At 72.1% G+C, this 14,603-nt stretch carries 12 protein-coding genes and 1 pseudogene; 6 read left to right on the top strand and 7 right to left on the bottom strand.

Features of this window, described 5'->3' with window-relative positions:
• The first annotated feature begins 191 nt into the window (after positions 1-191).
• Complete coding sequence (locus tag J8M50_RS47720; RefSeq protein WP_010359574.1) at positions 192-1,352, top strand: ABC transporter substrate-binding protein; 1,161 nt, start codon at positions 192-194, stop codon at positions 1,350-1,352.
• A gap of 71 nt (positions 1,353-1,423) precedes the next feature.
• On the opposite strand, the pseudogene J8M50_RS49580 reads toward J8M50_RS47720, so the two are convergent.
• Positions 1,424-1,819, bottom strand: a pseudogene (locus J8M50_RS49580) (formylglycine-generating enzyme family protein); the annotation flags it as partial.
• A gap of 159 nt (positions 1,820-1,978) precedes the next feature.
• Here J8M50_RS49580 and J8M50_RS47710 point away from each other — a divergent pair.
• From J8M50_RS47710 to J8M50_RS47690, 5 genes are all read left to right on the top strand, one after another.
• Entirely contained in the window at positions 1,979-2,347 is a 369-nt protein-coding gene (locus J8M50_RS47710) for a bleomycin resistance protein (protein WP_040838361.1), read from the top strand.
• A gap of 110 nt (positions 2,348-2,457) precedes the next feature.
• Entirely contained in the window at positions 2,458-3,717 is a 1,260-nt protein-coding gene (locus tag J8M50_RS47705; RefSeq protein WP_010359570.1) for a glycosyltransferase, read from the top strand.
• Positions 3,714-5,783, top strand: a complete 2,070-nt coding sequence (locus J8M50_RS47700) for an ArnT family glycosyltransferase (protein WP_010359569.1) — start codon at positions 3,714-3,716, stop codon at positions 5,781-5,783. The genes J8M50_RS47705 and J8M50_RS47700 overlap by 4 nt, the downstream gene beginning before the upstream one ends.
• A gap of 40 nt (positions 5,784-5,823) precedes the next feature.
• The gene (locus J8M50_RS47695) at positions 5,824-6,543 is read left to right on the top strand and encodes a response regulator transcription factor (protein ID WP_010359568.1); all 720 of its coding nucleotides are present in this window, start codon (positions 5,824-5,826) and stop codon (positions 6,541-6,543) included.
• Entirely contained in the window at positions 6,540-8,006 is a 1,467-nt protein-coding gene (locus J8M50_RS47690; protein WP_029184566.1) for a sensor histidine kinase, read from the top strand. Before J8M50_RS47695 ends, J8M50_RS47690 begins: the two co-directional genes overlap by 4 nt.
• 17 nt (positions 8,007-8,023) lie before the next feature.
• On the opposite strand, the gene J8M50_RS47685 is transcribed toward J8M50_RS47690, so the two are convergent.
• The 6 genes from J8M50_RS47685 to J8M50_RS47660 all read right to left on the bottom strand — a co-directional run bounded on the left by J8M50_RS47685 (position 8,024) and on the right by J8M50_RS47660 (position 14,600).
• Positions 8,024-8,767 carry an alanyl-tRNA editing protein gene (locus J8M50_RS47685; RefSeq protein ID WP_010359566.1) on the bottom strand — a complete coding sequence of 248 codons (744 nt, stop codon included), beginning with the start codon at positions 8,765-8,767 and terminating at the stop codon, positions 8,024-8,026.
• Positions 8,768-8,884: 117 nt separating this feature from the next.
• Positions 8,885-9,184 carry an AzlD domain-containing protein gene (locus J8M50_RS47680; protein WP_010359565.1) on the bottom strand — a complete coding sequence of 100 codons (300 nt, stop codon included), beginning with the start codon at positions 9,182-9,184 and terminating at the stop codon, positions 8,885-8,887.
• The gene (locus J8M50_RS47675; RefSeq protein WP_010359564.1) at positions 9,184-9,939 is read right to left on the bottom strand and encodes an AzlC family ABC transporter permease; all 756 of its coding nucleotides are present in this window, start codon (positions 9,937-9,939) and stop codon (positions 9,184-9,186) included. The genes J8M50_RS47680 and J8M50_RS47675 overlap by 1 nt, the downstream gene beginning before the upstream one ends.
• Positions 9,936-12,209, bottom strand: a complete 2,274-nt coding sequence (locus J8M50_RS47670) for a pyridoxal-phosphate dependent enzyme (RefSeq protein WP_029184564.1) — start codon at positions 12,207-12,209, stop codon at positions 9,936-9,938. The genes J8M50_RS47675 and J8M50_RS47670 overlap by 4 nt, the downstream gene beginning before the upstream one ends.
• The gene (locus J8M50_RS47665; protein ID WP_010359562.1) at positions 12,199-13,119 is read right to left on the bottom strand and encodes a GHMP family kinase ATP-binding protein; all 921 of its coding nucleotides are present in this window, start codon (positions 13,117-13,119) and stop codon (positions 12,199-12,201) included. The genes J8M50_RS47670 and J8M50_RS47665 overlap by 11 nt, the downstream gene beginning before the upstream one ends.
• Positions 13,116-14,600, bottom strand: a complete 1,485-nt coding sequence (locus J8M50_RS47660) for an argininosuccinate lyase (protein ID WP_010359561.1) — start codon at positions 14,598-14,600, stop codon at positions 13,116-13,118. The genes J8M50_RS47665 and J8M50_RS47660 overlap by 4 nt, the downstream gene beginning before the upstream one ends.
• Between the last annotated feature and the right edge of the window lie 3 nt (positions 14,601-14,603).

Below are 14,603 nucleotides of genomic sequence, written 5' to 3'. Positions count from 1 at the left end.
GGCGCCGAACGACACGTCCGCTCACCACAAGCATGCTCCGGTCCGGCCTCCTCGACGCCCTCCCCCGCGTTCAACCGATCGGTTGAACGCGGGTTCCACCGCTCGGCAACTCCCTCTATCCGCACGGACGACGCGGGGCCCGGACCGGTCGCACAACAATGACGATCACCCCATCAGGAAGGCCCCGCAGCGTGTCCAGCTTCCTCAGCAGACGACGTGTCCTCACCACCGGTACCGGTGCCGCCCTCGCTCTCGGCGCGGCCGGGATCGCCGCGCCCTCCTCCTCGGCCGCGCCCTCCTCCTCGGCCGCGCCCGCCGCCCGGCAGTACGCCGGCCCCGAGGAGACCCGCAGCCTCGACGAGCTCTACCAGGCCGCTCTCCAGGAGGGCGGGAAGCTCGTCGTGTACGCCGGCGGTGACACCCCGACCCAGCAGGACTCCACGAAGGCGGGCTTCAAGGCCCGCTTCCCCGACATCGACCTGACGCTGATCGTCGACTACAGCAAGTACCACGACGTCCGCGTCGACAACCAGTTCGCGACCGACACCCTCGTCCCCGACGTCGTCCAGCTCCAGACCGTCCAGGACTTCGTCCGCTGGAAGCAGCAGGGGCGGCTGCTGCACTACAAGCCGGCCGGGTTCTCGAAGGTGTACGACAGTTTCAAGGACCCGCAGGGTGCGTGGCTGGCCACCGGAGTGGTCGCGTTCAGCTTCCTGTACGGCACCGCGGCGGTCGGCTCGGACGCTCCGCGCACCCCGCTCGACCTGGTCGATCCGAAGTGGAAAGGGAAGATCGCCTCGTCCTTCCCGCACGACGACGACGCGGTCCTCTACCTCTATGCGCTGTACGCCCGCGCCTACGGCTGGGACTGGGTGGCCAAGCTCGCCGCCCAGGACGTGCAGTTCGCGCGGGGCAGCAACTCACCGGGCGACGCGGTCTTCGGCGGGCAGAAGGCGATCGGGATCGGCACCGCCGGTTCGGCGGTCCCCTCCTCGACGTCGCCCGCGAAGTTCGTGATCACGGACGGGCATCCCTTCATGGCCTGGGGCCAGCGCATGGCCGTCCTGAAGCAGGCCAGGAACTCCACGGCCGCGAAGCTGTTCCTCAACTGGCAGCTGTCGGCCGAGCGGCAGCGCAACTCCTTCAACGGCTGGTCGGTGCGCACCGACATCACGCCCCCGGTCGGGCTCAAGCCGGTGTGGGAGTACCCGAACGCCCATGTGGAGGGCTTCCCCACGTTCATGGCCGACCGCGCCCAGGTCGAGCGCTGGAAGCAGACTTTCGCGCTGTACTTCGGCGAGGTCCAGGGCGCGCCCACGCCGGGCTGGCTCGGCCTCCACCCCGGAGCCTGACCGGCGCTCGCGTCGAGGGCGCACCGGAATCCCACGTTGCCGGTCGCCGCGTCCGGGAGGAGGCCCTGTCGGGCGGCGACCCGGTAGCGGCGGCAGCAGGAGACTTGGCAGAGGCAGGAGCCGTCCTTGGCGACGCGTTCCGGTCCGGTGCGGGACGGGGAGAACAGGTCGTCGCACCACTGCCAGACGTTGCCGGTGGCGTTGTACAGGCCGAAGCCTCCCGGCTCGTAGGCGGTGACGGGGCAGGTGCCGTACCAGGCGCAGTAGGCGCGGGCGTCGTCCCAGTCGACGTGGACGGCGGGGTGGTCCTCCCTGTCCCGCCAGGTGGAGTGCGGGCCGTCGGGGTGGCGAAGACGAACGACCAGCCGGCCCGTTCGGCGAAGGCCGCGAACCGGGCGTTGGACACCGCGCAGGCGTCGACGTGCCCCGTGCGCACGGGGCCCTCCCCGTCGGCCGGGTAGGAACACAGCGGGTCACCGCCGCGCTGGGCGCGGACTGATCCGTACGGCTCAAGGCGCTCCTCGACCAGGTGACCGACACGGTCGCCGGGCTCTGAGTCCGCGCCTTGGGCGTTCCTTGAATCTCCTGCGGGCCTGGGATGTTCACCCGCGTGCGAGACTCGCCGCATGACAGAAGTGGCCTTCACGAGCGTCTCCCCCGTCATCCCCGTCCGGGATCTCGACGCCGCTCTGGAGCGGTACCGCCGTCTGGGCTTCGCCGCGCACGTCTACGAGGGTCCGGACCGTTACGGCTTCGTCGAGCGGGGCTCGGTATCGATGCACCTCACCGAGTGGGCCGAACACGATCCGTCCCGCACCGGCGCCGTGGTCTACCTCTACGTGAGCGACGCCGACGCGGTCCATGCCGAGTGGAAGAACTCCGGCGTCGAGGGGCACCTCGGGGAGCCCGAGGACACGCCGTACAAGCTGCGGGAATTCACGTACGTCGACATCGAGGGAACGGCCCTCCGCGTGGGATCACCCCTGTCGACCTGACACCACAGCGAACTCCCCGTCAGTTCCCAGCCTTCTCCCCGGGTTTCCCCTGCCTCACCGGTCAGAGTCGATTCGTGCACCCCCCATCGACCCTCGCCCCCGAGGAAACCATGACGCGGACATTCAGTCCCCAGCAGCCTGCCCCGACCGACACCCGCACGCCGACGGTCGAGGTCGTCATCCCCGTCCACAACGAGGAACGAGCGCTCCCCGGCTGCGTCAGGACCCTGCACGCGCGATTACGTGACGAGTTGCCCTACCCCTGGCGGATCACGGTCGCGGACAACGCCAGCACCGACACGACCCTCACCGTGGCCCGCGGTCTCTCCGAGGAACTCCCCGGCGTCGACGCCGTCCACCTCGACCGCAAAGGCCGCGGACTCGCACTGCGCACGGTGTGGGGCGCGAGCGACGCCGAGATCGTCGTGTACATGGACGTCGACCTCTCGACCGGCCTCGACGGACTGCTGCCCCTGATCGCCCCGCTCGCCAGCGGCCACTCCGACCTGGCGATCGGCAGCCGCCTGGCCCCCGGCGCGAGGACGGTGCGCGGCCCCCGCCGGGAACTGATCTCGCGCTGCTACAACGCGCTGATCAGGCTGACGCACGGCGCGCGTTTCAGCGACGCGCAGTGCGGGTTCAAGGCGGCCCGTACGGACGTACTGCGCCCCCTGCTGAAGAAGACCCGCGACGACGCCTGGTTCTTCGACACCGAACTCCTCCTGCTGGCCGAGCACAACGGACTGCGCATCCACGAGGTCCCCGTCGACTGGGTCGAGGACATCGACACGAGGGTCGACGTCGTCGGCACCGCTGCCGACGACCTGAAGGGCCTGTGGCGGATGGCCCGCCTCAAGGCGTCCGGCAAGGCCCGCGCCGAGATCCCGGCCCGCCCGCGCCCGACCGCCGAACACCCCGACGCGGTACTCGCCCCGAACCGGGACCGGGCCCAACTCACCTGGCAGATAGCGTGTTTCGCAGTGATCGGCGTCGCCTCGACGGCGGGCCAGGCGCTCCTGTACTGGCTGCTGCGCGGCTGGTGGCCACCCGCCGCGGCGAACTTCGTCTCTCTGCTGGTCCTCACGCTCCTCAACACGGAGGCCAACCGCCGCCTCACCTTCCGCCACTCCACGGCCGGCGCCGGCCGCGCCCACCTCGGTGCCGGTGTCCTGTTCGTCGTCGGCTACCTCGCCACCTCGGGGGCCGTCCTCCTCTTCCGCGACGCCGCCCCCGACGCGTCGACGGGTGCCGAGACCCTCGTACTCGCCGTCGCCTCGGTCCTGGTGACCGGCGTCCGCTTCCTGGTGCTGCGGCTGGCCGTGTTCCGTACCGCCTCCGCGAACCCGGCCGGAGAGCGAGTGCTTCCGTGACTCACACCACCGAGGTGCCGTCAGGCTCCGTCACCCGTCTCCCCGTCATCGTCCGCACCCTGCCGCGCCGGGCGGCCCCCGTCACGCTGGCCGTGATCCTGCTGCTGTCCGCGCTGCTGTACGGCTGGGCGCTCGGCCCGCTCGGCTGGGGCAACGGCTACTACTCGGCCGCCGTGAAGTCGATGGGCCGCAGCTGGACGAACTTCCTGTTCGGCTCCTTCGACCCGGCCGGGGTCGTCACCGTCGACAAACCCCCGGCGGCGCTGTGGCCGCAGGTCGTCAGCAGCAAGGTCTTCGGGATGCACGGCTGGGCGCTGATCCTGCCGCAGGTCCTGGAGGGCGTCGCCGCCGTGTTCGTCCTGCACCGGACGGTACGGCGCTGGGCGGGCGAGGGCACGGCGCTCCTCGCCGCGCTCGTGATGGCCCTGACGCCCGTCACCGTGGCGATCAACCGGTACAACAACCCCGACACCCTGCTCGTGCTCTTCCTGGTCGGCGGCGCGTACGCGCTGACCCGGGCCGTCCGGTCGGACAGCACGCGGTGGCTGTGCGCGAGCGGATTCCTGGTCGGGTGCGGGTTCCTGGCCAAGATGGCGGCGGCGTGGATGGTGCTCCCGGCGTTCGCGGCGGCGTGGCTGGTCGGGGCGAGCGGTCCGTGGCTCTCGCGGGCCGGGCGGCTGCTCGCCGCCGGCGCGGTGTGTGCCGTCTCCTCGCTGTGGTGGGTCGCGGTGGTCGCCTGGTGGCCGGGGCGGCGGCCGTACATCGGGGGCAGCGCCGACGGCGGGGCCTGGGAACTCGTGGTCGGGTACAACGGGCTCGGCCGGATCTTCGGGGAGAGCGCGGGCAGCACCGGCGGGGCCGGTCTCAGCAAGGCTTTCCGGAGTGAACCGGGGCCCCTGCGGCTGTTCAGCGAGCAGGTGGCCGGGCAGATCGGCTGGCTGCTGCCGGCGAGCGCCGTGGCACTGGCCGTCGCCGTGGCCGGGGCGGTACTGCGGCAGCGCCGGCTGCCGGGGTCCGGGTGGGTGCTGTGGGGGACGTGGCTGGGGGTGTGCGGGCTGATGTTCTCCGTCCAGGAGGGGACGTTCCACGTCTACTACACGACCCAACTCGCGCCCGCCGTCGCCGCGTTGACGGCTGGACTGGTGACGGCGCTGGTGCGGGCGCACCGGGCGGGGGCGCGGTGGGCGCTGCCGGTCGGGGCGGGGACCGTGCTGGTGACGGTGGCGTGGGCGGTGGCCGTGATCCGGCGGGTGCCGTCCTGGAACGGGTGGCTGGGGTGGGTGGTGGCCGGGGTGGGGGTGGTCGCGGTGGGGCTGCTGATCGGGGCGGCGCCGAGAGCCGGTGTCACATCCCCGGTCGGATCAGCGTGCGTGCCGGGCGGCGGGTGCCCGGCCGGGGATGTGACACCGGCTCTCAGGCCCCGGCTGTCGGTGGCCGCGCTCGGTGGGGCGGTGCTGGCGGTGCTGCTCGCGCCGGGCGCGTGGGCGGTGAGCGTGCCGGCCGAGGCGGGGGCGGTGCCGGTCGGGGCGCCTCCTTCGGCGGGGCCGGTGTCCTTCGGCGGGCGGGTGCTGGGAGGGGGCGGGGCCTTGCCGCGAGGGGTCAAGATTCCTGGCGGCAAGAGCCTCGTGCTGCCGGCGGGCTTCGGTGGCACCACCCTCACCGCCGACCACCGCAAGATCCTCGCCTACGCCGTGCACCACTCCGACGACACCCGCATCACTCTCGCCGTCGACGGCGGGGCCGTCGCCGCGGGCGCCTTCGTCCTCAACACCGACGCCACGGTCATCGGCATGGGCGGCTTCGTCGGCGGCGACGACGTCCCCTCCGTACGACAACTGGCCGAATGGACCGGTGACGGTGAACTCCGTTACGTCCTAGGCTCGTCGGGCGGCATCACCGCTCTGCAAGGCGGCGAGGCCGGCGCCGGGCGGTCGAGGTGGCTCACCGAGAACTGCGCCGAGGTCCCCGCGCAGGAGTACGGCGGGAGCGGCTCCGCGCAGAGCCGCATGGCGGGCGGCGCCGGAACGGTTCTGTACGACTGCGCCCCCGCACACCGCCCCCGGTGACCTCCTCCCGTGACCTCCTACGGCAGAACGGAGCCCCGCCATGTCCGATGCTCAGGTCCCCGCGCACCGCCTCCTCGTGGTCGAGGACGACCCCGGCATCCGCATGCTGCTGGAGTCGGCGCTGCGGCTGTCGGGGTACGAGGTTCTCGGCGCCGCCACCGGCCGGGAAGCCCTGCGGACGGTGGACGAGAGCCATCCGGATCTCGTGCTGCTCGACATCATGCTGCCCGACCTGGACGGCATCGAGGTCACCCGTGGGCTGCGGGCGTCCGGGGTGCGTACGCCGGTGCTGTTCCTGACGGCGCGCGGTGAGCTCGCCGACCGTATCGCGGGTCTCAGCGCGGGCGGCGACGACTACGTGCCCAAGCCGTTCAGCATCGAGGAGGTCCTGCTGCGTATCCGCGCCATCCTGCGCCGTACCAGTCCCGGGAGCCCGGACGGCGCCGGTGCCGGGGTGCTGCGCTTCGCCGACCTGGAACTGGACGAGAACGCGCATGAAGTGCACCGCGCCGGCGAGTACGTCCCGCTGTCGCCCACGGAGTTCAATCTGCTGGTCTACCTCATGGAGAACACGGGCCGGGTGCTGAGCAAGAACAAGATCCTCAACCAGGTGTGGGGGTACGACTTCGCGGGGGACGGCCGCATCGTGGAGACGTACATCAAGTACCTGCGCCGCAAGATCGACCGCTTCGATCCGCCCCTTCTGCACACCGTGCGCGGTGTCGGCTACTGCCTGCGGCTGCCGCAGGGGCGCGGATGACTCCCCCGTGGACGCCGCGTCCCCGCTCGATGCGGGGCCGGCTCGTGTGGGGGGTGACTCTGCTCGCCGTGGTCGTGGTCCTGACCTCGCAGGTCATCGGGGTCGCGGGGATGCGCTCCTGGCTGCTTCAGCGGGTCGACCGGCAGTTGCGGAACCTGGAGCTGTCCGACCAGGTCTTCGCCCCGGCCACCGCACCGGTCGTCAGCTCCACGCCGGGCGCGATCACCCTTCCCTCGGACTTCCGGGTCACCTTCTACGACGCCTGGGGGGCGAAACAGAGCACGCTCGGCGGTGGGGACGGGCCGGGTCCCCAACTCGCCTCGTCCATCGGCGAGTTGGGGCTGAAGCTGGGGCACGTGACCACCGTTCCCGCCGAGTCAGGGGGCGGGCGCTGGCGGGTCCTGCGGCGGGAGAGCCCGGAGCTGAGTACGTACGTCGTCGCCCTGCCGTTCGACAGTGTGCAGGCCGTCCTGTCGAAGCAGTTGGTGCTCAGCAGCGTCATCCTGGTCGCGGCCGTCGCCGTCCTGCTCGTCGTCGGCCGGGCGGTGGTGCGGCTCGCGCTGCTGCCGCTGACGCGGATGGAGCGCACGGCGCAGGGCATCATCGCCGGGGACCTCGGCCTGCGGCTGTCCGACACCGATCCGCGCACCGAGACCGGGCGCCTGGGCACCGTGCTCAACGACATGCTCGACCGTCTCCAACAGGCCATGCGGCAGCGGGAGTTCTCGGAGGAGCGGCTGCGGCGTTTCGTCGCCGACGCCGGGCACGAGCTGCGTACCCCGCTCACCACGGTGCAGGGCTTCGCCCAGCTCGCCCTGCGCCATCCCGACCGGCCCGCCGCGCAGCGCCGTGAGGCCGACGAGCAGCTCGCCCGCAACGCCGAACGCATGCACCTCCTCATCGACGACCTGCTCCTGCTCGCCAAGCTCGACCAGGAACCCGCCTACCGCAGCGACCCCGTCGACCTGCTGTGCCTGGCCGCCGACGCGGTGAGCGCGGCGGCGGTCCGGGCGCACGGCGAACACCGGGTGACGCTCAGTCCGCTCGGCGCGCGGACCGAGGACGCGGAACTGGAGGTCGTCGAGACGGTCGGCGACCCCGACCGGCTGCTCCAGGTCGTCGGCAACCTCCTCTCCAACGCCCTCGTCCACACGCCGCCGGGCACACCGGTCGACGTACGCGTGGGCACCACGCTCGCGGACGGCACCCCTGTCGCCGTGATCGAGGTCGCCGACCGGGGTCCCGGTCTCGCCCCGGCCGACGCGGAGCGCGTCTTCGAGCGCTTCTACCGCGCCGACCCGTCCCGCTCCCGCCCCCGAGGCGGCAACGGCCTCGGCCTCGCGATCGCCTCCGCCATAGCGCAGGGCCACGGGGGCCGCGTGGAACTGGACACGGCCCCCGGCGAGGGCTGCACCTTCCGCCTGGTCCTGCCCCTGTCACGGCTGACCGGTCTCTGCCCGTAGGCCCCCACGGCACAGGCTCACGTATCGAGCCGCACCCTCACCCTCCGGTTCTGCCGTCCCTTGCTCTCCACCTTGACCACCTTGATCCGCCCGATCTGCCGCGTGGAGGCGACATGGGTCCCCCCGTCGGCCTGGACGTCGAGCCCGACGACGTCGACGATGCGGACCTCCGCGAGGTCGGGCGGCGCCTTGAACTGGGTGCGGACGAGGTCGGGGATCGCCTGGGCCTCGTCCTTGGGGAGCACCCGTACGACGATCTGCCGGTCGGCCTCGATCTCCGCGTTGACCCGGTCTTCGAGGCTCTGTTTGAAGCCGGCCGGCACTTCGGGCAGGTTGAAGTCCATCCGGGCCTCGCCGGGTTCCATGTTGTTGCCGGTGACGAGTGCGCCGAAGTCGCGGAACACCGTGCCGCACAGGACGTGGAGCCCGGAGTGGGTGCGCATCAGGGACGACCGGCGTTCGTCGTCGAGCGCGCCGGTGACCGTGGTGCCCGCCCCCGGGACGGGGTCGCCGGGGGCGGGGAGCAGATAGAGGTCGTCGCCTTTGCGCGTCCCCACGATGCGCGTCCGGACGCCCTGCCAGATCAGGACGCCGTGGTCCGGTGGCTGTCCGCCGCCGCCCGGGTAGAACGCGGAACGGTCGAGGACGATGCCCGCTTCCGGTTCGGCGGGGTCGGACCACAGGACGGTGCACTCCCATTCCCTGAGGGTGACGTCTTCCCAGTCCAGCCGGTGGGTACGGCCGTGATGATTGATCCCCATAGATGAGTGGCGGGACGAGGCCCGGCGGGCCTGTTCCCCGGTCTCCTTCCCTGCTGTGTCGTCTATGTCGTCTCTGTCGTCTATACCGAGCGGCCCCCGTGCCGCGTCACGGCCCGCTCACCACAAGAGCCGTGCGAGGGCGGCGGTGGCCGCGCCGAGGGCCACCACGAGCAGGAAAGGCGCCCGCAGGAGCGCCGCGGCGAGGGCGACGCCGAAGCCGAGGGCGCGGGCGTCGAGGACGAGCCGGTGGTCGGTGGTGAAGGTCTGGATCGCGACGAGGGCGGCGAGTACGGCGACGGGGAGCAGCGCGGAGATCTCCTGGACCCGCCGCTTCTCCAGGACGGACGCGGGGACGCAGAGTCCGGCGAGTTTGAGGAGGTACACCCCGGCGGTGCCGAGGATGATCGCGGTCCACATCAGCGCTTTCCCTTCGGGTCCTCGGGGTGCCGGCCGCGCGCGGCGAGGGTGACGAGGCAGGCGGCGAGCCCCGCGACCAGGACGGGGAGGCCGGCCGGCAGGACGAGGGCGGTGGCGACGGCGGTGCCGGCGGCGCCGATGGCCACCGCCCAGAGGCGGGGTTCCTGGAGGCGGGGCATGAGCAGGGCGACGAACGCGGCGGGCGAGGCGACGTCGAGGCCGAGTGCCTCGGGGTCGGGCAGTGCCTCGGCGCCGATCGCGCCGGCGAGTGTGGCGAGGTTCCAGCAGACGAACACGGCGGTGCCGGTGGCCCAGAACGCCAGCCGGGCCGCGCGCCGCGTGGGTTGTCCCACGGCCATGCCGGAACTCTCGTCGAGCACCAGGTGCGCGGCGAGGACCCGGCGGGCTCCGTGGACCCGCAGGAGCCGGGAGAGGGTCAGGCCGTAGAGGCTGTTGCGGACCCCGAGCAGTACGGCGGTGGCGGCGCCGGTGAGCGGGTTCCCGCCGGAGCCCATGACGCCGATGACGGCGAACTGCGACGCTCCCGAGAACATCAGCAGGGACAGGACGCAGGACTGCGCGGGGGTGAAGCCCGCCAGGACGGCGAGGGCTCCGAAGGACAGTCCCAGGGCGCCGACGGCCAGTCCGACGCCCACCGAGTCACGGATGACCGCGGTCCTGCGGCGGGGCCAGTCCTCGTCGCCGTCCGGCGCGGTCTTCGGCTCGGGGTCGGGTGTGATGCTGCCTCCGCTCATCGGGGGTGCGGTTCTTCCCGTACGACGGTGAGTTCGGCGTGGGCCTTGGCGCAGGCGGCGGTGGCCTCGTCGGCGGTCGGGGCCCAGGAGATCACGTATCCGAGGCGGTGGTAGGCGTCGCGGGCGGGCTGGATCTGCTGTCCGGGTCGGGCGGTCACGACGACCTGCTGGACGGCGTCGACGGCGCGTGCGGCGTCGACGCCGTCGACGCGTGCGAGCGTTCCGGCGCGGTCGGTGAGCAGGAACTGGATGACGGCGACGCCGTCGGGGGGTGCCGGGGTGTGGGGCCGCAGGCCGAGGGCGATGCGCAACTGCTGTTCCTGGAGGGTGAGTCCGGTCGTGAGCCGGATCAGTTCGGGGATCATCCCGCCGGCCGGGCGCCCGTTGATCTCGATGACGGCCGGGCCGTTTCGGGTGAGGCGGACTTCGGTGTGCGCGGTGCCGTCGGTGAGTCCGACGGCGTCCAGGGCGCGCCGTACGGTGTCGGTGATCGTGTGCGCGTCGGCCGGGGAGAGCGGTGCGGGGAAGACGTGCCGGTGCTCGACGAAGTGCGGGCGGCCGGTGAGGTGTTTCTCGACGATGCCGACGCACTGGGTCCCGCCGTGCCGGGTGATGGTCTCGACGCTGTACTCGGGGCCGTCGAGGTACTCCTCGATCAGGACGGCGCCGGCGGTGCGCTGGCCGCGTACGTTGGTCTCCTCGGCCAGGATCTGCCGTACCTGGGCGCGTACCTGGTCGGGGGTGGTGCAGAGCAGGACGTGGTGGGAGCCGCTGTCGTCGACGGGTTTGGTGACGCAGGGCAGGCCGATGCGGGCCAGGGCTGTCCCGGCCTCGTGGTCGGCGGTGACGGTGGCGAAGCGGGGCCGGTGGATTCCGGCGGCGCGCAGTGCGTGCCGGGTGCGGGACTTGTCCCGGCAGCGGGCGACGGCGTCGACGGGGCTGCCCGGCAGGCCGAGCCAGGCGGCGAGTTCGGCGGTGGGGGTGAGGTAGAAGTCGCTGGTCGTGGTGATGCCGGCGATCTGTTCGCGGCGGAACTCCCGCAGGATCGTCTCCCGTAAGGCGGTGAGCGAGTTGGTGTCGCAGGTGACGACGTCGGCGCCGGTGTCCGTCAGTCCCCGGTAGCGGCCGGGGTCGTTGGTGAGCAGGACGGGGCGCGGGCCGAAGTCACGGGTGAGGCCGAGGGCGAGCATTCCGGTGCCGGTGGTGTTGGACTCGATGAACAGCAGGCGCTGTCCGCTCTGCGAGCGGTCGATGTCCTCGGCCCGCGACCAGGTCTCGGCGGTCTGTCCGGAGCGGGCCGAGATGGTGGCGGGTGCCGGGGAGGCGGGTTGGGCGTCCAGTGCTTCGGCGGCCCAGTAGCCGTCGTCGTAGATCGTGTCGACGTACCGGTCCCCGCGGTCGGGGAGGATGCCCACGATGCGGGTGCCGGGCTCGGCCCGTGCCGCGAGGTGTTTGACGACGCGGTAGACGGAGCCCGAGGTGTTGCCCGCGAAGATCTGCTGTTCCCGGGCGAGTTCGCGGGCGGCGGAGAGGGCCTCCCGGTCGTTGAGCCAGTGCACCTCGTGGATGAGGCGCCGGTCGAGGTTGCCCGGCAGCAGGCTGTTGCCGAGCCCGCTCTGCCGGCGCCCCGGCCGGTCGGGCTGTCCGAACAGGACACTGCCGACGCTGTCCACGCCGGCCACTCTGAGGTCGGGCAGGGTGTCCTTCAGCGCGCGTGCGGTCCCGCAGAGCGATCCGCCGCTGCCCACGGAGCCGACGAGTACGTCGAAGTCGCCCAGGTCTTCGGTGAGTTCGGCGGCGAGCAGCCGGTACGCGGCGGGGTTGTCGGGGTTCTCGTACTGGTCCGGCCAGAACGCGCCGGGGAGGTCGGCGCGCAGCCGGTGCAGGAGTTCGAGGCGGGCGCTCTGCCAGCCCTTGCCGGTCATCGCGTCCACGATGTGCACCTCGCAGCCGAGGGCGCGGAGTTTGGCCAGGGTGATGCGGTCGATGCGGGGGTCGGTGACGATGTGGACGCGGTGTCCCAACGACGCGCCGACCAGGGCGACGCCCAGGGCCATGGTGCCGGAGGAGCTTTCGATGATCGGAGCGCCTTCGGCGAGGGTGCCGCGTCTGCGTGCTTCCGTGATGATGTTCCGGGCCACACGGTCCTTCATCCCGTACAGGTTCTGGAACTCCAGCTTGAGGTAGATCTCCACGCCGTCCGCCGCCTCCATCGGGACGCGGAGCACGGGGGTGTGTCCTATCGCTGCTGTGACACTCTCAAAAAGCATAGTCGCCTCCGGCGGGTCCGGTTCGCCGCACGGAGGACGACAGACTGTCACAGGTGCGGAACACGGTGATGGCGCCGGGCAGTTCGGCGCACTGGGCGCGGGCCCGTTCGACGCGCTCGTGGTGGCTGCCCGGGTCGGTGCGTTCGTCGATCAGGATCCCGAGGTAGGTGCCGCTGTGCGCGACGGCCAGGCCGAGCCCGCCGACCTCCCGGCAGATCTTCCGCATCCGCTCGAAACGCAGACCGGGTACGGGGCCCAGGTGCAGCTCGGCGCTGCGGGTGGCGATCCGTCCGACCGTGGCGAGGTCGCGGGCGCGGACGGCGGTGGAGAGCGCGTCGAGGAGTACGGCGTACTCGCGGCGGGTCCGGCGTTCCGGCGCCGGGGCTGTGCGGTTGAAGCGGACGGTGTCGACCGTGCCGCCGCTGTCGTGGGCGACCACGGTCAGCGCGGGCAGGAAGCCGAGCCGTTCGCGCAGCCGTACCTGGCGGTGGTAGTAGCTGACGACGCCCGCGTACATGACGCCGTCGGACGGCTCGATGCCGCGCAGGAAGCGTTCGGTCGTCGCCTCGTCCAGGGGGACGGCGAGGGCGTCGGCGACCGCGCGGGCGGTGGCGACGAGGTCGGCCGAGGAGCTGGCGAGGCCCTTGCCCTCGGGGATGCGGCCGGTCAGTTCGAGGACGCCGCCGTCGTGGTGGTTGTAGGCGCGCAGCATGCGGGTGGCCAGCAGTCTCGACTTGGTCTTGCCTGCCGGGCTTACGGAGACGGTGGCGTCGGCTGTGAGCCGGAACGTGGCGGTCGCCCAGGCGTCGATGGGGAGGGTGACCAGGAAGCGCCGTCCGTCGGGCAGCATGCCCTGGAGGAGTTCTCCGAAGGTTCCGTTGGCGGTGCCGAAGCCGGTGGTGAGGTTCATACGAGGCCCAGCAGGCGGTCGGTCCCGGTGAGGGCGTCCCGCACGCGGGCGTCGCGCGCGTCCCAGGCCGATGCCGCGTCTCGCAGTGCGTGGCCCTGGGCGGCGAGCAGGCGGCGTACCTCGGCGGGGTGGGTGGAGCCGGCGGAACGTTTCCGGCGGACGCTGCCGTGGACGTCGAAAGCGGTGGTGAGGGCCTGTTCGGGCGCGGCGAGGGTGTGGCCGTGGTCCCCGGCGGCGCGGCGCAGCAGGTCGGGGCGCGGCTCCTGGGGGGGCAGGCCCTGTTCGAGGGCCGCCTGGATGTAGGCGCCCGCCACCACCTGCGCCGTACGCCAGGGGATGCCCTCGGTCAGGGTCAGCCGGTTGGCGAGGGTGAGGCCGCCGAAGTACTCGCGCGCGCAGGCCGCGGCCATCGTCTCCGTGCGGAAGCGGAGGTGTTCGACGACGGCGGTGGCCAGGGCGAGGACGGAGCGTGCGGTCAGGAAGGCGGACAGGACATGGGCGCCCGCCTCCTTGGAGACCTCGACGGAGTTCGCGTAGGCGGTGTTGCGCTGTCCCGCCAGGGTGTCGACGTGGAAGGCCGTCAGGTGTGCGGTCTTGCCGCGGATGCGTTCCAGCAGGGGGAAGTTCTTCTTCTGGGGCATCGCCGACGAGATCCCCGCGTACGCGTCGGGCAGGTCGAGGAATCCGTACTCGCTGCTGCCCCAGGTGATGAGGTCGGTGGTGAAGCGGCTCAGGACGGTGCCGAACAGGGAGAGTTCGCCGGTGATCTGCATGGCCCAGCCGCGTGACGCCACCGCCATCAGGGCGTGGCGGCGCGGGCCGCGGAAGCCGAGGAGGCGGGCCGCCCTGTCGCGGTCCCAGTCCAGTTCCTGGCCGGCCATCGCGCCGGCTCCCAGCGGGCACTGGTCGATGTCGTCGTACGTGGCCAGCAGACGGCCGGCGCTCTCCACCACTTCCTCGGACAGCGCCGCGAGGTAGTAGCCGGCGGTGATGATCTGTGCCGCCTGGGCGTGGGTGTAGCCGGGCATCACCGTCTCGGCGTGCCGGGCGGCCGTCCGCCGTACCGTCTCGCCGAAGGCCAGCAGGGAGCGGGCGGTCAGCGCCGACTGGTGGCGGGCGAACATGAGTTGGGCGCAGGACTGGAGGTCGTTGCGGCTCCGGTCCGCGTGCCAGGCGACGACCGGGGCTGTCAGCCGGTCCGTCACGTGGCGTTCGATGGCGAAGGCGATGTCCGACATGTTGCGGTCGGGGTCGGCGGTGAGGGTGTCGGCGGTGATCTCGTCCAGGGCCTTGCCGATATGGCGGGCCTCGTCGGCCGTGATCAGGCCCATCCGCAGGTACTCGACGGCCAGGACCTTCTCGACGGCCACGTACCACGGCAGGAGATGTTCGGTCTCGAAGGCGAACTGCGGCGCGAGGACCTCCTCGTGGAGCAGGCGGTGCGGGCCGGAGGAGACCCGTCCGGAGAGGGGCGTGCTCACGGG

Source organism: Streptomyces acidiscabies, from assembly GCF_020010905.1.
Classification (GTDB): Bacteria; Actinomycetota; Actinomycetes; order Streptomycetales; family Streptomycetaceae; genus Streptomyces; species Streptomyces acidiscabies.
This window is presented reverse-complemented; position numbering and strand designations above follow the sequence as displayed.